The organism is Thermopirellula anaerolimosa (assembly GCF_054657335.1).
Genome location: NZ_BAAHYX010000006.1, coordinates 1624012 through 1645755 on the forward strand (window position 1 = coordinate 1624012; position 21744 = coordinate 1645755).

A 21744-nucleotide genomic window follows, 5' to 3' on the forward strand; every position below is an offset into this window, starting at 1 on the left:
GATGGTCGTTGAGATTCCATAAACGTGCCGTCAATCTCCGCACGGAGCGAACCGCCGTCGGCGTCGGCCGAATAAGCGGGCATTCGCGCCGCGCTTCATGCACCGGCAGTCGCCTTTTTCTTCCGTCGCAGTAGGCTGTGCGCCAAGTTGAAGCGATAAAACGTCCCGACGGGGTCGGGGATACCTTCGCGAATGATCCGGTCGATTTCCTCGGGGTCGTCGGAATCGATGACCGACGCCAGCGCGGACATCAGGCGGGCGCCGAAGTCCACGGAGCCTTCGCTGACGCCGTAGCATCCGATGCACGGCGAGTTGACCTGCGGGCACTTCGCGCCGCACCCCGCCCGGGTGGCCACGCCCGCACAAACAATGCCCTGCTCCAACAGGCACGTTTCTTCGTCGGGAATGATCTCCCAGGTCCGGTGGAACTTGCGGATCTTTTTCTCGGTGCGTTTGCGCGGGCACTCATCGCAGACCGTGCTGTTGAAGCCGATGACCGACCCTTTGGGCGGCAGCTTGTTTTCGAGAATCGCCGTAATCGCGTCCCAGATCCGTTCCGCCTCGGGGGGGCACCCGGGCAGGTAGTAGTCTACGTCCACGACCTGATCCAGCGTGAACAGCGTGTCGTAAAAGATCGGCAAATACAGCTTGCCTTCCGGCATCTCGGTGACGTGCTGCGGTTCGACTCCCTGAGGGTTCTCCGTGGACGGCGTTTCGTGATAGACCGTGCGGAAGATCTCCTTCCGGTCGGAAACATTGGCCAGACCCGGGATACAGCCCTCCGACGCGCAGGACCCGAAAGCGACGAGGACTTTGGCCTTCCGCCGCAAGAGCCGCGCCATGTATTCTTGCTCGCTGGTGCGGATACCGCCGTTGAAGAGGCAGACGTCGATCGAGCCGTCGGCCATCTTCTCTACGTCGCGGACTTTGCCGTCGGTGGCGCAGGGCCAGAAGACGATGTCGAAATGGTTCGCGACGTCGAGAATCTTCTCGTCGATGGCCAAAACGGCGATTTCACACCCGCCGCAGGACGCCGCCCAATAGAGGGCCAATTTGCCTTTCTTCTCCGCGATCATCACAGCACCTCCAGCGACTCAGCGTGTTCTTGAGCCAAGGCCTCGACGGCGTGAAGCCGTTCGCCGTTTTCTTCGAAATTGGCAGGCCATTGGAGCGGACCCAGCTTGCGGACGTCTTCCACGAATTTTTCGATGTGCTCGGCCAATTGCTGACCTTCCGCCGCGGAGGCCCACACCAACCGGATGCGATCCTCCTCCAGTCCCAGGGCCAACAGCGTGTGCCGGAGCATGTAATATCGCCGCATGGCTTTGTAGTTTTGCTCGATGTAATGGCACTCGCCGGGGTGGCAGCCGGCGATCATCACGCCGTCGGCGCCCAGGGCCAGGGCCTTGAGCACAAAAGCCGGGTCCACCCGACCGCTGCACATGACGCGGATGATGCGGACGTTGGGCGGATATTTGATGCGCGCGGTTCCCGCCAGGTCCGCCGCCCGATACGAACACCAATTGCACATGAACCCGACGATTTTCGGTTCGAACGTCTCTTCAGCCATGGGGCATTACCTCCAAATCGTTCGCGTATCGCCGCGAGATGTTGATCGGAACGCGATCCCCCGCCGCGGCTGCTTCCGCACGTCGCGCTCGGGAGTCGTCGGCGCGTTCCGTCAACCGGCGACGGTTTGGGATTCCACTTTCTTTTCCTCGTGCAAGGCATCCCAGAGAATGCCCTCGATTTCGGCGAATACTTGGTCGTTGCTGAAATGCGCGCCTCTGATGACGCCCGCCGGGCAGGCGGCCACGCACGTCCCGCACCCTTTGCACATCGCCGTGATGACCCGACTGACGCCTTTCGCCTCGTCGAACTCGATGGCGTTGTAGGGACAAAGATTGTTGCAGATCCGGCAACCGGAGCAGCGGTCCTCGTCGATCGAGGCCACCACAGGCTCGATCCAGACCTTGCCCTTGGTGATCATGCCCATCACACGGGCGGCGGCGGCGGCCCCCTGAGCCACCGAGGCCGGGATGTCCTTGGGACCCTGGCAGGTTCCGGCCACGAAGATGCCGTCGGTCATGGTGGCGACCGGGTCCAGCTTGGGATGGCGTTCGGTGTACCATCCGGCCATGCTGCACGAAATACCGAGCTTCAGTCCCAACTCCTTGGCGTCCACTTGCGGTTCCAAGGCTCCCATCAGAATGACCATATCGACCGGGATCCGCCGCTGTTTGCCCAGCAACGTGTCCTCGACTTGGACGATGAGCTTGCCCGCCTCGTCGGGGCGTCGCGCGGCGTCGGTGACTTCGGCGACCTTGCCGCGAACGAAGTGCATCCCCTCCTCCAGCAGGCGGTGATAGAACTCCTCGTAGCCCTTCTGATTGGTCCGCATGTCGATGTAGAAGGAGTACACCTCGGCCTTGGTCTTCTCCAGCACCAAGTGACCGAATTTCAAAGCGGCCATGCAGCAAATGCCCGAGCAGTACTCGTTGTGGTTCGAGTCCCGACTGCCCACGCAATGCACGATGGCCACGGTCTCCGGTTCGGTCTTGCCGTCGCGAAGCACGATCTTGCCGTTGGTGGGGCCCGCCGCGTTGCACATCCGCTCGAATTCCAGCGCCGTAAACACGTTCGCCAAGCGACCGTAGCCGTATTGCGGAATCCGCTTGCAGTCGAACATGTTCCAACCGGTGGCAACGATGATGTTACCGACCTCCAACTCGATGATTTCGTCCTTTTGCTCGAAGTCGATGGCGTCGGTCGGGCAAAGCTTTTCACAAGCGCGGCATTTCTGACGCTCGAACCAGATGCAGGAATTGACGTCGATTACGGGGATACGGGGTACGGCCTGCGGGAAGGGCGTGTAGATAGCCTTGCGGTAGCCGAAGCCCGCCTCGAAATCCTCATCCACGACCTTGCGCGGGCATTTTTCCACGCAGATGCCGCAACCCGTGCATTTGTCTTCCACAACCATGCGGGCTTTGCGGCGAATCTTGACGCGGAAATGGCCGACCGAACCGCTGACCTCCTCGACTTCGGAGTACGTGTAGAGCGTGACGTTGGGGTGCTGGCCCGCCTCCGACATCTTCGGCGTCAGGATGCAGGCCGAGCAGTCCAGGGTGGGAAACGTCTTGTCGAATTGGGCCATGTGGCCGCCGATGCTGGGGCTTCGTTCCACCACGTAGACCGGATAGCCGGCGTCCGCCAATTCCAGCGTCGCCTGTAGTCCGGCGATGCCGCCTCCGATCACCAACGTGGCGGGCAGAACGTCCACGCTGAGCTGTTGCAAAGGCTCTTGCCGTTTGACGCGTTCCACGGAGGCCGCCACCAGGGCGCGGGCCTTCTCGGTGGCCGTTTCCCGATCGCGCGAGACCCAGGAGACGTGCTCCCGAAGATTCGTCATCTGGCAAAGATAGGGGTTCAAACCCGCGTTCTCGCAAGCCTTGCGGAAGGTTTTCTCATGAAGATGCGGCGAGCACGCGCCCACGACCACCCGGGTCAGGTTGTGCTTCTTGATATCCTCCTCGATCATGGCTTGGCCGAGGGATGAGCACATGAACTTATAGTCGCGGGAAACGACGACGTCTTCCAGGTTTTCCCCGGCCCATTTCGCGACCTGCTCCACATCGACCATGCCCGCGATGTTGCTGCCGCAATGACAGACGTAAACGCCGACGCGTTCGGCCATGACGAATATCTCCTCCAGCGAGAAACACCGAATAATGGATTCGAGGATCGGATGACGTTTGGGACGGGGGAAGCAAACTTCCCGGCGTCTTCGCTCCCGGTGGGAAGCCCCCCGCCGCCGACCGCGAAATCCCTTCCGTAACTCGGCGGCGGAGGCTTCCGGGCCGACCGTTCCCGAACGATCGGCCGTCCCTCCCTCAAGCGGCCGCAACGGCCGTCAACTTCTTCTTCAATACCGGTTCGGCCGGCACGATCTCCTTGCCGAAGCCCAGCTTCTTCCAATCCAATCCGAATGCGACCCCCAAGAGTTGCGTGAAGAAAATGATGGGAATCTTGTAGTCGGTATGGAAAAAGCCGTTCACGCGGGCCTGATAGGCATCCAGGTTGAGCTGGCACATGGGGCACATCGTGACGATCACGTCGGCCTTGTAATCTTCGGCATTGGCCAGCAAACGGCGGATCAACTCGAACGCCTGCGGTTCGCTGATCTGGGTCATGTGACCGCCGCAGCAATGGGCCTTGACGGGGAAGTCCACCACTTCCGCGCCCAACCAGCGGAACATCTCATCGAGCTTGACGGGCTGCTCGGGATTGTCGCAGTCGCCGAAGGGACGCACGATCTGACAACCGTAGTAGCACGCCACGCGCAGACCGGTCAGCGGTTGCACCACCTTGTCGCGCAACGTGGCTTCGCCGAAATCGGAATGGATCAGATCCAACAGATGCCGGACGCGAACTCGGCCGGGATCGTAGTGCAGATTGCCCGCCGCCAAGCATTGGTTGACCTTGTGGTTCAGCTCGGCGTTCTCCTGCATCAGGTGATCGACCTTGCGGAGGTTCAGGTAGCACGCGGCACAGGGCGCCACCACTTGGTCGAGTTGCGGATCCACCAGGGCCAAATTGCGAGCGATGACGGAGCAGGCCGTCAGCTCGTCTTGCGTGAAATATTCGGTGGCGCCGCAGCAATTCCAATCGTCGATCTCGCGGAGTTCGATCCCCAACAGGTCGGCCACGGCTCGCACCGAATGGTCGTACGCGGCGCTGTTGCATTCCAGCGAGCAGCCGGGGTAATAGGCGTATTTCACGAGGCACCTCCCAACTCACGGGCTTTGCGGATGATGGCCTGCAATTGATCGACGTTCCGAATCTTGGTGGGGGTCAGAGACATCCGCCCGCGGGTGAACATCGACAGCCCCATCGGCCCCATCTTCAGCATGGCCAACGGACGATTAAACAGGTAATAACGGCTGGCCAGCCCCAATTCGAAGCTCCGGCCGTACTTGTCGAGCAGGTCGGTGAAGGTCTTCGCCAAGGCCGGGGCGTCCGTCCCCTGGTAAGCCTTTTCGCGAATCGAAATCCGCTTCAGGCCGTACATGATGTCGGTGATGGGGATTTTCTGCGGGCAGCGACTGACGCAGGAATAGCACGAAACGCAAAACCACATGGTGTTGGCTTTGAGTACCTTGTCGCGTTGGTTCGCCGTAATCATGGCGAAGATCGTCCGCGGCGTGTACTCCATATCCGCCCCGTTGGGGCAACTCCCACCGCATGTCCCGCATTGAAGACAGTGAACGATGCGTTCTCCGCCGGGCACCTCCCGGATGATCTCCTGAAGGAATGGCGACCCGCGAAGCTCGAGGGTATGTCCGACCATTTACCCCCCCTTTGCTGATTGTTGAGATATTCGACAGACAATTCTGGCGGCTATGCCATTTTCTAAAACCTACGCTCTTAGCAAAGCAAATACCGAAAAGCGGTACTGGATAGCGTGAATATTCTAAGTCTGGCTTCAGACGTTGTTTTCGGCTAGGGGCCACCCGACGGGATGAGAAGCGAATCGCGGTCGCTTTGCCCTGAGTTCGCGGATTTTCGTTGATTGTCGCGAATTTCCGCGAGCGTGTGTCCGCGTTTCCGCGTTCTATCGGTTGCCCGAGCCGGCAATTCACCCACTTAAGGAGATTATTTTGTTTTTCAGTAGCGATAAATTTAGAAACCGTGATCCCTTTCGCTCCGGCACCGGTGACCGCCACCCGTATGCCGTCTGTGTGCCGCTGGAATTCCCAAACCGCATGAAGGATACTAGGTTCGCAGGCGGTCCGCCAAAGACGCCGCGAATCATGCCAACCGTCGCCGTCGAACAGCGCCGCGATTTGCGGCAGGACCACCGCTTTTGGGGAAGTACTTGCTCCTTTCGCCTAATCCGGAGGCCCTTCCATGCAACCCGAACGGTACCGAATGAAACCTTTGTTGATCGGCTTTGCGATCATATCATGCTTCATCGCCCACTCGATTCCCGGTGCTGCTGCGCTCGAGAGCGGCAAGGTGGTGCGCGCTGTGGGTAACCGAGCGTTGCGGCAGGCGCTCCGGGAGGCTCAGCCCGGCACCATCATCCGCATCGCGCCCGGTAATTATCAGCCGGAAGTATGGGTCGAGAACCTCCACGGCACGGAGGCGGGGCCGATCGTCATCGAAGCGGAAGATCCGTCCCAACCTCCCGTCTTTACCGGCGGGAGCGAGGCCTGGCACTTCTCCGACGTATCGCACCTGGTCATCCGCAACTTGCACTGCCGGGGGCAAACCGGCAACGGCATCAACATCGACGACGCCGGTTCCTTCGAGACACCCAGCCATCACCTGCTTCTCGAGGGGTTGATCGTCGAAGACGTCGGACCGCAGGGCAATCACGACGGCATTAAGCTGTCAGGCGTCACCGACTTCAGCGTGCGGAATTGCCGCATTCGCGGTTGGGGCGGACAAGCCATCGATATGGTGGGCTGCCACCGGGGGCAAATCGAAGACTGCGAGTTCCGCGGCAAACCCGGTTTCTCACAAAACACCGGACCCCAAGCCAAGGGCGGCTCCAGCGAGATCGTCCTGCGACGGTGTGTATTTATCGACGCCGGAATGCGGGCGGCGCAGCTTGGCGGTTCCACGGGTTTGGCCTTCTTCCGGCCTCAGGGCGCCCTTTTCGAAGCGAAGGACATCACCGTTGAAGATTGTCTTTTCGTGGGAGGAGATGCCGCCGTCAGTTTCGTAGGTCTGGACGGGGGCGCCTTCCGACACAACACCATCTACCGGCCCAGGCGCTGGGTGGCGAGAATCTTGCAAGAGACGCGCGAACCGGGGTTCGTCCCTTCCCGCAACGGAGTGTTCGAAGACAACTTGATCGTCTTTCGACGCGAGGAGTTGGCCGACTTCGTGAACGTCGGCCCGTACACGGCCCCGGAGACGTTCCGCTTTGCCCGCAATTGGTGGTTCTGCGAAGACCTGCCGGTCGCCTCGCGACCGTTGCTCCCCACGTCGGAAGTCGGCGGGGTTTACGGTGAAGATCCGAAACTGTCCAAGCCGGGTATTGCCGTGCCGGAAGAGGGCCCCACGGCCTTTGCGCGGTTTGCGCCGCAAAACGAAAAGGCCCGGACATACGGCGTCCGCCCTGCGACCACGGACCGTGCACCGTGACGACCGCAGTCGCCTTTCGTCTTCCCCCCCCCCACACACACACACCGAAAGAACGCCGTCTAGACGTTGACGAACGTCTTTTTCTTGGCGGATGCGTAGGCGGCTTCGATGAGTTTCATCATCCGCAGGGCGTTGGCGGGGCCGTTGATCTCGGGCGACCGACCCGTCAAGATGCACTCCGCGAAGGCCTCGAATTCGGCGCGGTAGGGATTGATCTTGGGAAATCGGATCGCCCGGAACTTTCGGACGACGTCTTTATCCTGGGCTGCGTCGTACCCTGCATCGCCCAAACCGAAGATGCCCTCCATCGTTCCCCCTGTGCTTTGGCCGATCGTTCCCTCCGTGAAAACCGCCCCTTGGGACCCGTAGACTTCCAATCGCGTACGAGCGGCCTCATCGGGAATGCACCAGAAACAATCAATGGTGGCGTGCGTCCCGCGGCGGAACTCGAGGAGGAGCGTCGATGCGTCCTCCGAGCGATAACCATGGACGAGATTTCCCGTCAACACGGCCAACCGCTTGATTGGACCGACAAAGAACTCCAAGAGATCCAAGAGGTGCGAGGCCATGTCGATGAGGGCCCCTCCGCCGCCGGTCCGCGGGTCTTGCCGCCATGCGCCGGGAATGGGCGGATACCAGCAGGAAAGCTGTGCCCGAATATACGTCGGCTTGCCCAGTCGGCCCTCGTCCACGAACTGCTTGATCATGCGATGCGCGCCGTGGAACTTCATCATGTAGCCTTCCTGGAGGAAGACCTTCTTTTTGCGGCAGGCATCGATTGCGCGCTGCGCTTGGGCCGAGTTCAGCGTCAACGGCTTCTCGCATAATACGTGCTTTCCGGCCTCGGCGGCGGCCTCGATTTGTCGCAGGTGGCAGGCGACCGGTGAGGCGATGTACACCGCGTCGATCTCGGGATCGGCCAAGAGATCCGCTTCTTTTTCGTAGGCCTTGGCGATGCCGGTCGCTTCAGCGATCCGCCCCACGTCCACGGGATCCATCACGGCGGCGACGCGACAGTTCTTAGCCCGGGCCAGAGCCGGAATGGTCTTGCGGAGAGCGATCCCGCCGGCACCCAAGACGCCGATTGAGATTTTTCGCGCCATGTTTTCAACCTCCGTTTCCAGAGAGATGCTTGGGCGTTCGTTGCGACATGGTGCCGTTCGCATGCGAACCGCAGGGTCAGCTATAGGCCTTGATCACTTTGACCAGGGCGGCGGCGATTTGCTCCATGTCGTCCTCCGAGTAGGTCGGATAGGCGAAGCAGGTGAAGGTATGCGATTCATGCCACAAAGCGTTGGGCACCTCCACCTTGGAATAGTCCACCGAGGCCGGATCCGTGTACTCCTTGGACCGGAAGGGAAAGCCGCTATCGCCGAACCCGCGATGCTCTTGGTAGGCCCGTTCCGAGTGGCACTGCGGCCAAAAGACCTTCCAGCATGGGGCGCCCTCCGCGCCGGCGGCGGCAACAAAGCGCGCGATGTCGCAATTCATGTTTTCGATGTCCAGCGAAAAGGCGCAAACGTACCAACCGTTGCGACGCTCGTCCGTGTCGATCGGCATAAACTTGACCTGCGGCAACCCCGCCAAGGCATCCATTAAGATATGGGCGTTGCGGCGTCGGCGGGGAAGGTTCCAGTCGTCGATGCGGTCCAGTTCCGCCAGGCCGATCGCGGATTGCATCTCCGTCATGCGGTAGTTCCAGCCCAGGCGATTGTGGATGTACGGCAGGCGTTGCTCCAGTTCCAACAAATTGAGCCGCTCCTTGACGTCGTACCCGTGGTCGCGGAAACTGCGGGCCTGCCACGCCCATTCCTCGTTGTCGGTCGTGACCATGCCGCCTTCGCCGCCGGTGGTGAAGGTCTTGTTTTGGCAGAAACTGCACGCCGCGATGTCTCCCAACGTGCCGGTCTTCTTGCCCTTGTATTCGCCGCCGTAGGCTTCCGCATTGTCCTCGATGACGAACAAGTTGTGTTTCCGGGCGAATGCCCGCACGGCGTCCATCTCGCAGACGTTGCCGTACAGATGGACCACGATGACGGCCCTAGTTCGGGGCGTGACGAGTTTCTCAGCCGACTCGATGCTCAGGCAATGATCGTCGAGATTGACGTCGGCGAAGCGCGGGACGGCGCCCGCTTGCAAGACGGCGAAACTGGTGGCGATGAAGGTGTAGCTGGGCACGATGACTTCGTCGCCCGGTCCGATGCCCAGGGCCGACAAGGCGACGTGCAGCGCGGCCGTGCCCGACGAAACCGCAACGGCGTAACGACTCCCTTGCCACTCGGCGAATCGACGCTCGAACTCCATGCCGCGCGGACCGGTCCAGTAATTAACCTTCCCGGACCGCAACACCGCCTCGACCGCCCGAATGGCTTCCTCCGAGAATTGAGGCCAGTGCGGAAGCGGATTGGTCACGGCCTTAGGACCGCCATCGACGGCCAACTTTTGATGCACGGCGGATGCATACTTCATGCTCAACTCTCCCTACACGCGAATTTGCGAGCGCAACCCCCGCCCTGGTCCGGGCGAGCATCAACCCTTTTCTTCGGAGGCACCGACGCCACCCAAGTGCCGATGTTCTACCGCGCGTCATTGCGTCCGGCAAGTGCAGTAACAACAATGAATGCCCAAGGCGGGCAGACACGCCGTGACGATGATCTCGAGGTTCTTTCGAAAAAGGAGATGACGCGATGACGCGACCGGCGGTATCGAGCGGATGGCAACGGATCGTGTGCCGAATCGCGACGGCGACGTGCATGCTTTGGGCGGTTCTCGCGACGCCTTCCAGGGCGGCGGAGGAGGCGAACGACTGGAAGGTGGGACTCGCAAGGGCCGACATCACGCCGGAAGGGCCGATCCGGATGGCGGGCTACGCTTCGCGCAACAAACCGTCCGAGGGCGTGCTGATGCCCTTGTACGCCATCGCGCTGGCCCTGGAAGACGGACAAGGCAATCGGGCGGTCCTCATCACCGCCGACGTGATCGACTTCGACGCCGCGGTGGCGGCAGCGGCCTGCGAAGCCGTGACGGCCAAGACCGGCATCCCTCGGGAAAAGATCTTACTCAACTGGTCGCACACCCACACCGGTCCCGTCGTGGATTTTGCGGAGCGGACCGGCTATTCCATGCCCGACGAGGACAAGCAAGTCGTCGACGCCTACACCCGGCGACTGGTGCAAAAGTACGGTGAACTGGCCGCCTCGGCGATGGACGACCTGCGTCCGGCCAAGCTGAGCTGGGGTGTCGGTGTGGCGACCTTTCCCATGAATCGTCGCGAATTCACGGATCAAGGCGTCCGCATCGGTTTCAATCCGCGGGGCTACGTCGATCGCAGCGTGCCCGTCCTGCGAATCGATCAACCGGACGGCAGCCTCCGCGCCGTCGTGTTCGGCACCGCCTGCCACAACACCACGCTGACGGGGCAGCATTACCAAATCTCCGGCGATTATGCGGGGTTTGCCCGATCGAAGATCGAGCAGCAACTTCCCGGCGTGCAAGCCCTTTTTATGATCGGCTGCGCCGCCGACGTGAATCCGCATCCGCGGGGTGAGATCGAGCACGTCGCCCGGCACGGCGAAACGCTGGCCGCGGAGGTGTTGCGGGTACTGAACGGTGCGTTGCGGCCCGTTCGCGGCCCGCTGAAGACGGCGCTGGAGACGGTCGATTTGCCCTTCGCGCCCGTCCCGGATCGCGCCGAGTTGGAGGCGATGACCCGCGGTCCGGAATATATCGCCTCGAACGCCAAGCCGATGCTGCAACGCCTGGACCGCAACGAGCCGAACGCCTCGAAATACCCGGCACCCATTGCGGTTTGGCAATTCGGCGAGGATTTGACGCTGGCGGCCCTGCCCGGCGAAGTGGTGTCGGACTACGTGCCCTTGATCGAAAACGCGATCGGGCACGGACGGCTTTGGATCGCCGGTTATTGCAACGAGGTCTTTGGCTACTTGCCCTCGGCCAAGGTGCTGCGCGAGGGGGGCTACGAGACGCGCGGCGTCTACGGGGTCGGATTCTTCGCCCCTGAGACGGAGACCGTGGTCGTGGACGCGGTGCGACGCCTGGCCCATCAGGTCGGCCGACCCAACGTGCCTTGAATTTCCGCAAAACTTGTCTTTTCCGGATTATCCGCGGCCCGACCCGCTGAATCGGGACACGACGCCCGATGTTTGCGGTCGCGTGCGCGTGATCGCTGCGCCGGCCGACCGAGCTTGTGCCTTTTCTCGGTTGGTTCCAATTTGATGATGTTTCATAATGAATTCGGCGGACAATGCGGGCGGCATGCGGCGGCCCGCGCTTTTCCTTCCCAAGCTATGCTTTGGCTGAGGCTTACAAATAGCGGGGAATCTTCGATGGCTTCAGACGCTGCGATCCGTCGGCGTTTTTCCTGGTTGCCCCGAATGGCGGGGACGACCGCGGCGGTGTTCTGCCTTTGGGCGACGACCTGTCTCTTGCGCGGAGAGGAAGTCGTGCTCCGCGACGGGCGGGTCCTATCGGGGAAATTGGGCATCGTGACGGGCTTGGCGGATATCCCCAAGGCCGCCGATCCCGAGGGCGGCGGTCCCATCCCCTTGATCGTGTTCGTGGATGACGAATTGCGGCGGACGTTCGTGCCCAAGCGACTGATCCGGGAAATTCGTCCCGGTTCGGGCGCGGAAGTTCTGGAGCGGTACCACATCCCGCAACGGGTGGCCGCGGCGGGCATGACGATCGGCAGCGTGGGCTTTCCTTTGCGCGTCACGCCCTTCGATGAATTCGGCCGCCGAATCTTCACGCTCATGACGTCCTCGGGCCGAGTGGACGTAATCCAAGGCATTACGGAATTGACGCCGCGTTGGGTCCGCGTGCAGGGGATCACGCACGTTTGGGACATGCGCATGGCCGCCACCAGCCTCCCCCGCGACGTGCTGGAGAAACTACTGTTGGGTCGCGCCGATCATCCCGACGTGGAGACGCGGAAAAAGGCCGCAAGATTCTACATCCAAATGGAGCGGTACGAAGACGCCTTGGCCCAATTGCAGGCGGTTTTGGACGATCCGACCGTTCCCGCCGATGCGAAAGCGGACCTGCAAAGCTCCTTTCAAGTCCTGAAACAGCTTTCGGCCCGCCGCATTTTGGAAGAGCTGAAATTCCGCCGCGCGGCGGGGCAACATCAAACCGTCCTGACGTTATTGCAAAAATTCCCCACCGAGGGCGTGGCGGGCGAGATCCTGCAAGAAGTCCGCGAAATCTTGGAGGAATACCAAAAGCAGGGGGAACAGGCGCAAGGTCTGACGGCCAGGCTTCGCGAACTCGTGCAGCAAATCGACGAGACTGCGCTCCGAAAAGAGGCCGGCGAGGCCGTCGAGGAAATCGCCTCGCGGTTGTCGCCGGATACGCTGCCCCGACTGGCGGCGTTTTCGCAATTCGCGGAGGACGGCAGCGTGCCCGCCGAGGAACGCGTCGCCTTGGCAATCACCGGTTGGTACCTCGGGGCGGATCGTGCCGCGCGGCGGCTTTTGGTCGGACTTTCGTTGCGGCGTGTGCGAAACCTGATCTTCCAGTACTTCGCCGCCGAAGACGCGCTGGCCCGCGACGACGTCTTGCAACGCATCTTGGCCGAGGAAGGCGGCTCCCCCAACTACCTGGCCTACGTCCTTCAGTGGATGGAACCGCCGTTGGCTCCGCCGTCTCCCATCCCCGACAAGATCGACCTCTTCGAAGTCAACCTGCCGCTGCCCGGAGAATTGCCGCCGACCAAGTACTACGTGCAACTCCCGCCGGAATATCATCCCTTACGAAAGTATCCCGCCGTCGTGGTCCTGCACGGAGCCGAGAGCAATCCACTGACGGAGATCGATTGGTGGGCGGGCGAAACGAATGACAAGGGGCTGCGTTTGGGGCAGGCGGGACGACGCGGCTACATCGTCATCGCTCCCCAATGGACGGCGGAGCGGCAGCAGACCTACCAATACTCGCTCCGCGAGCACTTGGCCGTGCTGGAATCGTTGCGGGACGCCATGAAGCGGTTCTCGATCGACAGCGACCGGGTGTATTTGGGCGGGCACTTCCTGGGCGCGGACGCGGCCTGGGACATCGGCCTCGCGCACCCGAGCCTTTGGGCCGGGGTGATTCCCATCAGCGGGCGCGCCGACCGCTTTTGCGCCTTGTATTGGCAAAACGCCGCACTGCTGCCCTTTTACGTGGTCATGGGCGAATTCGACGGCACCATCGTCGCGGACAATGCGCGGGAATTGGACCGCTATTTGAACCGGGCTTACGACGCCACGGCGGTGGAATACCGTGGGCGAGGGCGAGACGGTTTCTCCGACGAAATCCTTCGAGTTTTCGACTGGATGGAGCGATTTCGACGCCAAGCCGCGCCGCCGGAATTCCTGGTACGAACCGCGCGAATCTGGGACAACTTCTTCTGGTATGTGGAAGTGGAGGATTTCCCGCCCGCCGTGATCATCGACCCGGCGTCGTGGCCGCCCCGCAATCCCGTGCCCATGCAGGTTCGCGGCCGATTGACCTTAGCCAACACGCTTTTCGTTCAATCGGGCGGAGGTCGGACGACGGTGCGACTCAATCCCGACCTTGTGGATTTCGAGCGGCGGATATCGCTCACCGTGAACGGACGGCAGATCGATCCCCGCGAGATTCGCCCGAACACCGAGACGCTGCTGGAGGACGTCCGGAAATACGGCGATCGGCAACACCCGGCCTGGTACAACGCCGTGGCGGGCGGCAAGCGACCCGCCGCGACGGTCCGCGGCAATCGCTAGAGAAAATCGCCCAAGTGACGGTGCGGCACGCAACCTGCACCCTTTCCGCGACGGTCTCCGCCGCTCACCGGCCTTCCAAAGTCTCGGCGGCGCTCACACGATTGGGAACAAGGCGGCGGCACCCAACGCGGTGAGAAAGGCCGCGATTCCCACGACGGCGGCTTGCACCGTCCACAAGCGCAAGGCCTCCATTTCGCTCAGCCCGCTCATCCGAGCCACAACCCAAAAGCCGCTGTCATTCATCCAGCAAAAGACCAGCGAACCCGCCCCGATCGACAACGCCAAATACGTGGGATCGCACTGGATGTGGCTTGCCAACTCGCCGGGCGGAAAGAGCGACGCGATCATGGCCGAGGTGGTAATCATCGCCACGGTACTGGAGCCTTGAGCCGTCTTCATAACGGCGGCGATGAGAAAGGCCGCGAGCAGCCAAAACCGCCCGATCTCCTGCGATTCCAGCGACAGCAAGGCGGGAAGCCGATCGCTGATGCCGGTCTGCTGGAGCATGGCGCCGAAGGCCCCGCCCGCCGCGGTAATGAGAATGATCACACCGCCGCTCATTAAAGCGTCCTCGCACCGCCTTCCCAATTCCGCCAAGCTCAAGCCGCGTTTCCATTTCAAGGTAGCCATGGCCACAAGGGCGGAGAGCAGCAAAGCCGCGTTCGGGTCGCCCAGCATTGCCAGGAGGCTAACCGCTCCCGCCGGAATCGGTTGCGTCTTGGCAAGCATTTGCACCACGGTGTTCGCGGAGATCAGTACCACCGGCAGGATGACCGGCAGGATCGCGACCGCGAAGGGCGGCAGGTCGGAATCCTGGGGGACGGGCGCCTCTTCCTCGCCGGGGTAGGGCCGCATGGGAATCGGATTGAGGCGATCGAGCAGATGGGCCGCGAACAAGCCGACCACCGCCGCCGGAATGCCCACCAGGATGCCCGCCACGATCAGCTTGCCGATGTCCACGCCTAAGGTTTCGGCGATCACCAGCGGACCGGGAGTGGGCGGCACCAAGGTATGGGTGATGGCCGCCCCGCCCGCGATGACCAGAATCGATTGCACATACCGCTTTCGCGTCTGACGATAGAGCGATCTGGCCAGCGGTACCAGCAGGTAAAAGACGGTGTCGAAGAAGACGGGGATGGAGAGGACGAAACCGCTGGTCATAAGGGCGACGGGGGCGCGGTTCTCGCCGATCAGACGAAGGCAGGTTCGCACGATGCGATCGGCGGCGCCGCTATCCATGAGGCATTTTCCGATTACGGCAGCCAAGGCGATCACAATGCCGATCTTGCCCGCCGTGGTCCCAAAGGCTTGTCCCACCCTCGCGATTTTCAACTCCCATTCGCCGGGCGCCGCGAGGCTGACGGCGACGGCGCTGATCAGCAAGGCGAGAAAGGCATTCAGGCGGGCAAAGCCGATCAAGACGATGACCAGGACGATACCCAAGGCGACGACGAAAATCGGGTCGAGCATGGCATGATCCTTTGGCCGAATCAAGGCCGAAACGTTCGCAAGTTCCCCCATCATACCAAGCCGCCGCGACGATCGCCCACCGCCGGTCGCCTCCGCACCGATCATCGCGGCAGGTCGGCACGGAACCCGATGGATAACGTCTCGGGGACTGCCGGAGGACCGCGGCGGACATTAAACTTGGGGGGTGTTTCCGACGAACGGAAACCGCCCTTCGGTTCGTCGCCGATTGAGAGCGTCGCTGGACCCTCTCCCCGTGTCAACGGTCGGCTTTCCCTCGAAAGGAGTTCGCCATGCCTGAACCGCTTGTTTGCGTCAAGCGCAACACCGTCATCACCGGTTGGGATTTCAGTACGGGAGGCGTGAAGTGCTTGGCCTTCGACGTGGAGGGCCGAGTCTTGGCCGAGATCCGTCTGCCCACGGACCTTTGGTTCGGCGATGCTCCCTCCAGCGGCGTCCGCGAATTGAATTTGATGCAATTGGAAGGGCAAGCCTACGCCTCCCTTCGCGCGATCGCCGCTGCGCTGGACGGCGCGGGCCGACTAAAGGACTGGGCGGCGGGTGGGATTTCGGCCACCCACCACACTGCCGGCCGCATCGACGCCCAGGCCGTGCAAATCCGCCGCGCCATCTGCTGGAACGACGCGACGCTGGCGGAATACCACGCCCAAGGACTCGCGCGACTGGGCGGGCAAGATCGCGTCCAGGAATTGATCGGCGGGCCCTGGGCGATTCGCTATAGTCTCAGCCACCTCGTCAAGGACGAGGCTCACCTGACAGCGGAACTTTGGAAGCGGACATACCGCATCTTGCCCCACGGCGCGCTGGCCGCCGGATATCTGACCGGTAATTTCGACGTGTGCAGCGTCTCCGTGGCGGCCTCTACCGGGATCATGGACCTCCGCACCAAGAAGTGGCGGCGCGAAATGCTGGGAGCCTTGGCGAACGAGGAGTACCGCCGCTTGGCATGGAAACAATTGCCTCGCATCATCGATCAATACCAACCGGTGGGAATGTTGCGGGAAAGCGCCGCCGTTCAAGCCGGACTGACGGGCAAGAAACGGCCCTGGATTTTCCCCACCTCGGACGATCAACAGGCGGGCTTGGTGGGCGGCGGCGCCGTGGATGCCGGCCAGGTCGCCGTCATCCTAGGCAATTCGGCCGTCGTCAACAGTTCGTCCAAGGATCGCCCCAAGCGCGGCCGGCTCGACGTCATGCGGCTCAACTGGGGACCGTATTTGTGGATGCGTTGTTACAATAACGGCGCCCAGTTCTTGGATCAGGTCGTGGGGGCGAATCCCGACTGGGCGGATTTGGAACGTCAAGCCCGGCAGGTTGCGCCCGGTTGCAACGGCACGGGCGTAATGCCTTTCGTTTTGCCCGAGCCATCTCTGGACGTCGCTCAGCAGCACACGGGCTTGCGTTGGTTTCCCGAGGAACCGCGCGAACCGGGCGTCCGCTACCGCGCGGCTCTGGAGGCTTTGGCCTATCTGATCGCCATGGCGGTGGCGGAGCACGAAGAGGCCGGGCAAAAAATCACGCGGATCACGGTCTCCGGCGGCATCGCTCGCAGCGATTTGATGTGCGAGATTCTGGCGACCGTCCTCGGCCGACCGCTGTTGCGACTGGAATCGGAGGAAGGCCCCGCCCTCGGCGCCGCCGTCACCGCCCTGGCCGCCCTGGAGTCGAACCTGCGCAAAGAGAAAGGAATTACCAAGAAGTTTACCGCTGCGGATGCGGCGGCGGCGATGGTCCGCTTTCGCGGTACGGTGGTCGGCTGCGCAGATTGGGCCGAAGCATATCGCTCGGGCATCCAGCGATTCCGCGAGACCTTGGAACGTCTCAAGGCCGGTCAGCCTCTGCGCTGAGTGACCACAACTCGCAGAGATGCCGACCATTCTTGACTCGCCGCGTCGGCACGGCCTTGGCGGCCTTCGCGACCGCCGTCCACTTCAAGGCGATGCGGACCGGCTTGGCATCAGGCAATATAGATCGCCTTCCTCGGTCGCGGCGAAGATTCGCTCCCCCACCACCGCCGCCGAGGCCGACACGGCGCCCCCCAGGTCGAGTTCCCACTTTGCAGAACCGTCTTGAAGCCCCAAGCCGTGCAGCCGTCCGTCCAGCGAACCGACGACGACCACGGCGCGGGCAAGATCGCCGTCTTGAGGGCGGACGATGACGGGCGAAGCGTCCACGTAGCGTTTGGTCGTAAATTTCCAAACCGTGTCGCCGGCGGTCGTGTTGAAACAGTAGATTTGCCGGTCTCGACAGCCCACGACCACGTAAGGACCGCATACCGCGGCGGAGGAGCGAAAGGCGTCGGCGGGATTCTCGGGCGGAAACTGCCAGAGCCGCCGCCCGGCCTGCCAGTCGATTCCGAAGAAGAAGCCGCTCTCCGTGCCCACGTACAACTCCGCGCCCCGGACGGCGGGGGTGCAACCGGTCGGCCCGTCGAGGTCGCAGGCGATTCGCTCCTTGCCGGTTTCCAGTTCGATCGCGTGCAGTTTTCCATCGCATCCGGCGACGAACGCCAGATCTCCCACAACGGGAGGCTGGCAACGGATTTGGTCGGGGAGTGCCGCCCGCCACACGACCGCACCGGTTTCGCCATCCAGACAATAGAGGTTCATGTCTTGAGAGCCGAAGAGCACGCGCGTGCGACCGTCGGCGGAGAAAACGTTCGCGGCGTTGTCGATCGTGCCCCCCGCCTCGAATTGCCAGAGCTGTTTCCCGTCCTCGGCGTTCCAGGCGAAGAACTTTCCGTCCACATCGCCGACGTAAACCCGTCCCGCATGCAATGCGGCCGAGGCCAAGAATCCGCCGCCGATCTCATGTTTCCAGCGCACTCGGCCCGTGCCGACGTCCACCGCATAGAACGTGCCGTTGTTTCCGCCCAAATACACCGTGCCTCCGGCGACGACCGGCGATGCCGTGAAGCTCTCCTTTTCCGCCGAATAGACCCATTCGATCCGCGGGGAACGTTCCGCGTCTCCCACGGCGATGCCGGAGCAGGCGGGCGTACCGCGAAATAGCGGCCAGGCGTCCGCCGGGGCGACCTCGGGCGGCGGTAATGATGACGCATCCGCGGCCGATGCCGGATCGGGCGAAGGTTTGTCTTTGGGCCGACCCGACTCGTTCGTGACCCCAGTCGGCATCGTTGATCCGGCGGTCGGCGAAGGGGTAGCGGAATCGCGGGCGGGTCGCTCACCGGTCTCCGGCGACTTGCCCTCCTCGGCGGCAACTTCGCCCGCGAAGCAAAAAAGGAACCGCCGCGTGCGAACGATCAGGTCCCCGTCCGCGAAGGCGGGAGTGGCCAGGCAGCCATCGCCCAATCGGTTTTCGACGGGCGTTTCCCAGCGGTCGCCCGCCGGAATGACGAATACCGTCCCCTGTTCGTTCGCCGCGTAGATTCTGCCGTTTGCCGCGGTGAGCGACGCGGTGAACGTCCCGGAAAGATTGCCCGACCAAATCGTCCGGCCCGTTCCCGGATCGTAGCATGTCAGGCGTTTGAGGTCGGATAGGACGTACAGGCGATTGCGGTAGATGAGACCCGAGGGAATGTAGGGACCGCCGCGCGGGAGTTTCCACAGCAGATCGGCTTCCGTCAATCGGCCGTCGCGTCCCAAGGGCACGGCGAAAATCGGCCCGTTGCGTCCGCTCATGCTGAACGCCGTCTCCCCCGCCGCCAGCGCCGTGGGAGTCACCAGCGTCTCCAAACCGTCGATCCGCCACCACTCTTTGCCCGTGCGGGGATCGTACGATGTGAGGTAAGCCGTATTGTCCACCTGCCCGCCGTTGACCAACAACTCATCGCGCCCGCCCGCAGCGGTGGTGCGAACAATCAGCGGCGTGGTCCAACCGCCGGTGCTCTGCCGTGGAGTTCGCCACGCCTCTTCGCCGTCGGTCTTGCGGAGGGCGACCAGAAAGGAATCGCGCTCGCGGTCGCACAATTGGATGACCCAATCGCCGAACAAGACGGGACTGGAAGCGACGCCGTAGATGTGCTCTTGCGGTCCAAGGTCGCGCCGCCACAAGAGCGTGCCGTCCAAGTCGTAGCAAAAGAATCCCGCCGAACCGAAAAACACAAAGATACGCTTTCCGTCGGTCGCGGGGGTCGCCGAGGCATAACCGTTCTTGGGATGCGTCCTGCCCTGGGCGGTGGTTGCCTTGCGTTGCCATAACACGCGTCCGGTGCGACGGTCCCAGGCTCCCAAATAAAGCTCGGGCGAACGGCGGTCACCCGATTGCCAGGTGAGGAACAGACGGTCGCCCCAGACGACGGGCGAGCTATTCCCTTCGCCGGGAACCTCGGCCTTCCAGCGAAGGCCCGCGTCGGGACCGAAACGGGCGGGGGGCGCACCTCCCGGTGCCACGCCTTGGGCGGAAAGGCCCCGAAAGCCGGGCCAACGGTCGAGATCCCGACCCGTCTCCAGCGGATCCCGTGCCAAGGCCGGCCAGGGAGCGGCCTGCGGCGAGACCACGGCACGACGGCACCCCCAACTCAGGAAAACACTCTCGGCCAGACACAGAAGACAGAGAAAGGCGAATAGTCCCCGCGGGGCCGAGTCCCGAACGGTTGGCACGGATGGAGACGCCGCGAGGAAAGGCGGCACACTTCGGCACACAAGAGGTTTTGCGTCGATGCGCCGCGGATTGGAGGCCGGGGTACGAACCACGTGTCCCCTCCCTTCCTGGGAAACAGCATCCGTCGCCGCAACGGTGCGCGGCGACCGATCGCGATCGGACCGCCGCTTCCCGCCCCCGAGTCACTCAAGGCCGACTCAGGGCGAATTGTTGGACGAATTAGCCGGACTGGGGGGACTGCTCAATTGCGAAAGGACCTGCAAGATGCCGTTCAAGTGCGCCATCCGCGGACCGAAACGATCCACGAATTCCGTGAACATGAACTCCCCATCCAGCAGGTTATCGAAGTTGTTGCTGACTTCCTCGGTCAACTGATGCAAGAACTCCGTTTGCACGCGAGACAGGCACTCGGCGGCCTCGCGGCACTTCTTGGCCAAATGCGGATTGGCTTGCCGCCACTGCCCCAATTCGACGGCCCGCTGACGCTGCGCGTTACCAACCTGCGTGGTCAACTCTTCCAAGATTTTCGTCTGTCGTTGCTGGACCATCAGAATCTGTCGCAACAACAGCGCAATTTCGGCAAGCCCCGCGGTCTGCGGCGTGGGTGACGCCGCCGCGGCTTGGGTCACGTCGATTTGCGTGAAAAACGGAGGTTTCATCGATTGGCTCTCGTTCATCGGCGTGCTTCCTCCACGAGGTTATTACAATCAGTATAAACAGACGCCGCTCGGAAAGTCGAGCATCCGTCGCAAAACTTGAGTCAATCTTTTCGCGTTCCTCCGAATCTTCACCGGTCCGCGCCGCTACAACCGCTACAGCTTCGACTTTGCGGACGACCGTTGCCGCCGTAAAGTCCCGTGCAACTCCAACCGATACAGTGGGAAGCCCCGGAGGAGGGACCCACCGCGCCCCTGCCTCCTCGCTCTACCGTTCGACCGGACTGTGCTTTCTCCCGATTCCGCAACACGTGAGGTCTCATGAGCGAAAAGCCGCGCAGCAAAGGGGGGCGTTCCGCCCTGTCCTTGGGTTTTCTTTCCGTATTAACCCCCTCCGAGGTCGGGTTCGTCGGAGGCTACCTGATCCTGAACGGGGTCGGTCGCCCCTTGGAGTTCCACTGCACGACCCCCGTCAAACCGACTCGGGCACAGGAGATTCTGTACGGCAACTCCCTACAGCCGTATCTATGCGCCGAGCAGATCGGTCCGGCGCTCATCACCAAGGCCAAGACCCCGGTAGCCTTGATTTGCGTCGATCGCTGGGAGTTGCTCGATCTGGCGGATCACGCCGGCACGCCGGTGGCGGCGGTCATGCTCGATGCGGGCGCAGCGCCGCTTGGCCCTCCGCACTTCGCGAGGACGGATCGGGGCGGATCGACGGCGGCGATGGGCAGCGCGGAGCGTAACGCAGTTCCCGCGCGAGAGACCCCTTGCTTCCACGACGGAACATCGACTGCGTGGGGAAACGGTCCGACCGATTTGGAGAGTCGCCGCGACGGTTCCCCAACCGCCGCGCTTGTTTCCGCGCCGCCTGCGCCCGCCGACACCGTCGCCAAGCGTATCCCATCGGGTGACGGTGCAGCGCAGGGCTTGTACACGCCCAACGGCCTAGAGTGTTGGCAGGGACGACTCGGCCGCACGCGATTCTTCTGCGCGGCGCATCACGCTCCGGCGGTGAGCCGCCTTCTCGCCGATTGGGCGCCTTGGACCGACGCCTTGGACCTTTCCGAGCCGTTTGAACGCATTCGCGCGGCCATCGAAGAGGCCTTGCGTCGGGGGTGAAA

At 62.6% G+C, this 21744-nt stretch carries 15 protein-coding genes; 5 read left to right on the forward strand and 10 right to left on the reverse strand.

The genetic code is table 11. The annotated features are described in order from the left end of the window. Positions 1 to 95: 95 nt before the first annotated feature. The 5 genes from ACYQ6J_RS11910 to ACYQ6J_RS11930 all read right to left on the reverse strand — a co-directional run bounded on the left by ACYQ6J_RS11910 (position 96) and on the right by ACYQ6J_RS11930 (position 5350). Positions 96 to 1076 (reverse strand): NADH-quinone oxidoreductase subunit B family protein, encoded by a 981-nt coding sequence (locus tag ACYQ6J_RS11910; RefSeq protein WP_460184409.1) that lies wholly within the window; start codon positions 1074 to 1076, stop codon positions 96 to 98. Then, positions 1076 to 1570, reverse strand: coding sequence for a hydrogenase iron-sulfur subunit (locus ACYQ6J_RS11915; protein WP_460184410.1), 495 nt, complete (start codon positions 1568 to 1570; stop codon positions 1076 to 1078). The genes ACYQ6J_RS11910 and ACYQ6J_RS11915 overlap by 1 nt, the downstream gene beginning before the upstream one ends. Positions 1571 to 1681: 111 nt before the next feature. Then, positions 1682 to 3697, reverse strand: coding sequence for a 4Fe-4S binding protein (locus ACYQ6J_RS11920; protein ID WP_460184411.1), 2016 nt, complete (start codon positions 3695 to 3697; stop codon positions 1682 to 1684). A 196-nt stretch (positions 3698 to 3893) separates the two neighbouring features. After that, positions 3894 to 4781 carry a CoB--CoM heterodisulfide reductase iron-sulfur subunit B family protein gene (locus tag ACYQ6J_RS11925; protein WP_460184412.1) on the reverse strand — a complete coding sequence of 296 codons (888 nt, stop codon included), beginning with the start codon at positions 4779 to 4781 and terminating at the stop codon, positions 3894 to 3896. Next, positions 4778 to 5350 (reverse strand): 4Fe-4S dicluster domain-containing protein, encoded by a 573-nt coding sequence (locus tag ACYQ6J_RS11930; protein WP_460184413.1) that lies wholly within the window; start codon positions 5348 to 5350, stop codon positions 4778 to 4780. The genes ACYQ6J_RS11925 and ACYQ6J_RS11930 overlap by 4 nt, the downstream gene beginning before the upstream one ends. A 560-nt stretch (positions 5351 to 5910) precedes the next feature. Between ACYQ6J_RS11930 and ACYQ6J_RS11935 the strand changes: the two genes are divergently transcribed. Continuing rightward, complete coding sequence (locus tag ACYQ6J_RS11935) at positions 5911 to 7155, forward strand: right-handed parallel beta-helix repeat-containing protein (RefSeq protein ID WP_460184414.1); 1245 nt, start codon at positions 5911 to 5913, stop codon at positions 7153 to 7155. Between the two features lie 59 nt (positions 7156 to 7214). Here the strand turns inward: ACYQ6J_RS11935 and ACYQ6J_RS11940 are convergent, their stop codons facing one another. Further along, positions 7215 to 8258, reverse strand: a complete 1044-nt coding sequence (locus tag ACYQ6J_RS11940; protein WP_460184415.1) for a Gfo/Idh/MocA family protein — start codon at positions 8256 to 8258, stop codon at positions 7215 to 7217. Between the two features lie 76 nt (positions 8259 to 8334). After that, positions 8335 to 9624 (reverse strand): DegT/DnrJ/EryC1/StrS family aminotransferase, encoded by a 1290-nt coding sequence (locus ACYQ6J_RS11945; RefSeq protein ID WP_460184416.1) that lies wholly within the window; start codon positions 9622 to 9624, stop codon positions 8335 to 8337. A 218-nt stretch (positions 9625 to 9842) separates the two neighbouring features. Between ACYQ6J_RS11945 and ACYQ6J_RS11950 the strand changes: the two genes are divergently transcribed. Beyond that, positions 9843 to 11246 carry a neutral/alkaline non-lysosomal ceramidase N-terminal domain-containing protein gene (locus tag ACYQ6J_RS11950; protein ID WP_460184417.1) on the forward strand — a complete coding sequence of 468 codons (1404 nt, stop codon included), beginning with the start codon at positions 9843 to 9845 and terminating at the stop codon, positions 11244 to 11246. Positions 11247 to 11501: 255 nt separating this feature from the next. Next, on the forward strand, positions 11502 to 13913 hold the full coding sequence (locus ACYQ6J_RS11955) for a carboxylesterase family protein (protein ID WP_460184418.1): 2412 nt from the start codon (positions 11502 to 11504) through the stop codon (positions 13911 to 13913). A gap of 93 nt (positions 13914 to 14006) precedes the next feature. Here the strand turns inward: ACYQ6J_RS11955 and ACYQ6J_RS11960 are convergent, their stop codons facing one another. Continuing rightward, the gene (locus tag ACYQ6J_RS11960) at positions 14007 to 15383 is read right to left on the reverse strand and encodes a GntP family permease (protein WP_460184419.1); all 1377 of its coding nucleotides are present in this window, start codon (positions 15381 to 15383) and stop codon (positions 14007 to 14009) included. A gap of 290 nt (positions 15384 to 15673) precedes the next feature. On the opposite strand from ACYQ6J_RS11960, the gene ACYQ6J_RS11965 reads away from it, so the two are divergent. Further along, positions 15674 to 17248 carry a xylulokinase gene (locus tag ACYQ6J_RS11965; RefSeq protein WP_460184420.1) on the forward strand — a complete coding sequence of 525 codons (1575 nt, stop codon included), beginning with the start codon at positions 15674 to 15676 and terminating at the stop codon, positions 17246 to 17248. Between the two features lie 84 nt (positions 17249 to 17332). Here the strand turns inward: ACYQ6J_RS11965 and ACYQ6J_RS11970 are convergent, their stop codons facing one another. Both ACYQ6J_RS11970 and ACYQ6J_RS11975 read right to left on the reverse strand, forming a co-directional pair. Then, positions 17333 to 19963: an outer membrane protein assembly factor BamB family protein gene (locus ACYQ6J_RS11970; protein WP_460184421.1), complete on the reverse strand. Its 2631-nt coding sequence runs from the start codon at positions 19961 to 19963 to the stop codon at positions 17333 to 17335. A 198-nt stretch (positions 19964 to 20161) separates the two neighbouring features. Further along, positions 20162 to 20641 (reverse strand): hypothetical protein, encoded by a 480-nt coding sequence (locus ACYQ6J_RS11975; RefSeq protein WP_460184422.1) that lies wholly within the window; start codon positions 20639 to 20641, stop codon positions 20162 to 20164. Between the two features lie 300 nt (positions 20642 to 20941). Here ACYQ6J_RS11975 and ACYQ6J_RS11980 point away from each other — a divergent pair, with 300 nt between their 5' ends. Beyond that, a complete protein-coding gene (locus tag ACYQ6J_RS11980) occupies positions 20942 to 21742 on the forward strand; it encodes a hypothetical protein (RefSeq protein WP_460184423.1) in 801 nt (266 codons plus the stop codon). Positions 21743 to 21744 lie beyond the last annotated feature (2 nt).

Bases quoted from the DNA above. Each gene is read 5' to 3' on its own strand.
- ACYQ6J_RS11920 (WP_460184411.1), bottom strand. From the start codon at position 3,697: ATGGCCGAACGCGTCGGCGTTTACGTCTGTCATTGCGGCAGCAACATC.
- ACYQ6J_RS11965 (WP_460184420.1), top strand. From the start codon at position 15,674: ATGCCTGAACCGCTTGTTTGCGTCAAGCGCAACACCGTCATCACCGGT.
- ACYQ6J_RS11960 (WP_460184419.1), bottom strand. From the start codon at position 15,383: ATGCTCGACCCGATTTTCGTCGTCGCCTTGGGTATCGTCCTGGTCATC.
- ACYQ6J_RS11940 (WP_460184415.1), bottom strand. From the start codon at position 8,258: ATGGCGCGAAAAATCTCAATCGGCGTCTTGGGTGCCGGCGGGATCGCT.
- ACYQ6J_RS11945 (WP_460184416.1), bottom strand. From the start codon at position 9,624: ATGAAGTATGCATCCGCCGTGCATCAAAAGTTGGCCGTCGATGGCGGT.
- ACYQ6J_RS11910 (WP_460184409.1), bottom strand. From the start codon at position 1,076: ATGATCGCGGAGAAGAAAGGCAAATTGGCCCTCTATTGGGCGGCGTCC.
- ACYQ6J_RS11935 (WP_460184414.1), top strand. From the start codon at position 5,911: ATGCAACCCGAACGGTACCGAATGAAACCTTTGTTGATCGGCTTTGCG.
- ACYQ6J_RS11980 (WP_460184423.1), top strand. From the start codon at position 20,942: ATGAGCGAAAAGCCGCGCAGCAAAGGGGGGCGTTCCGCCCTGTCCTTG.
- ACYQ6J_RS11930 (WP_460184413.1), bottom strand. From the start codon at position 5,350: ATGGTCGGACATACCCTCGAGCTTCGCGGGTCGCCATTCCTTCAGGAG.
- ACYQ6J_RS11915 (WP_460184410.1), bottom strand. From the start codon at position 1,570: ATGGCTGAAGAGACGTTCGAACCGAAAATCGTCGGGTTCATGTGCAAT.
- ACYQ6J_RS11950 (WP_460184417.1), top strand. From the start codon at position 9,843: ATGACGCGACCGGCGGTATCGAGCGGATGGCAACGGATCGTGTGCCGA.
- ACYQ6J_RS11975 (WP_460184422.1), bottom strand. From the start codon at position 20,641: ATGAACGAGAGCCAATCGATGAAACCTCCGTTTTTCACGCAAATCGAC.
- ACYQ6J_RS11955 (WP_460184418.1), top strand. From the start codon at position 11,502: ATGGCTTCAGACGCTGCGATCCGTCGGCGTTTTTCCTGGTTGCCCCGA.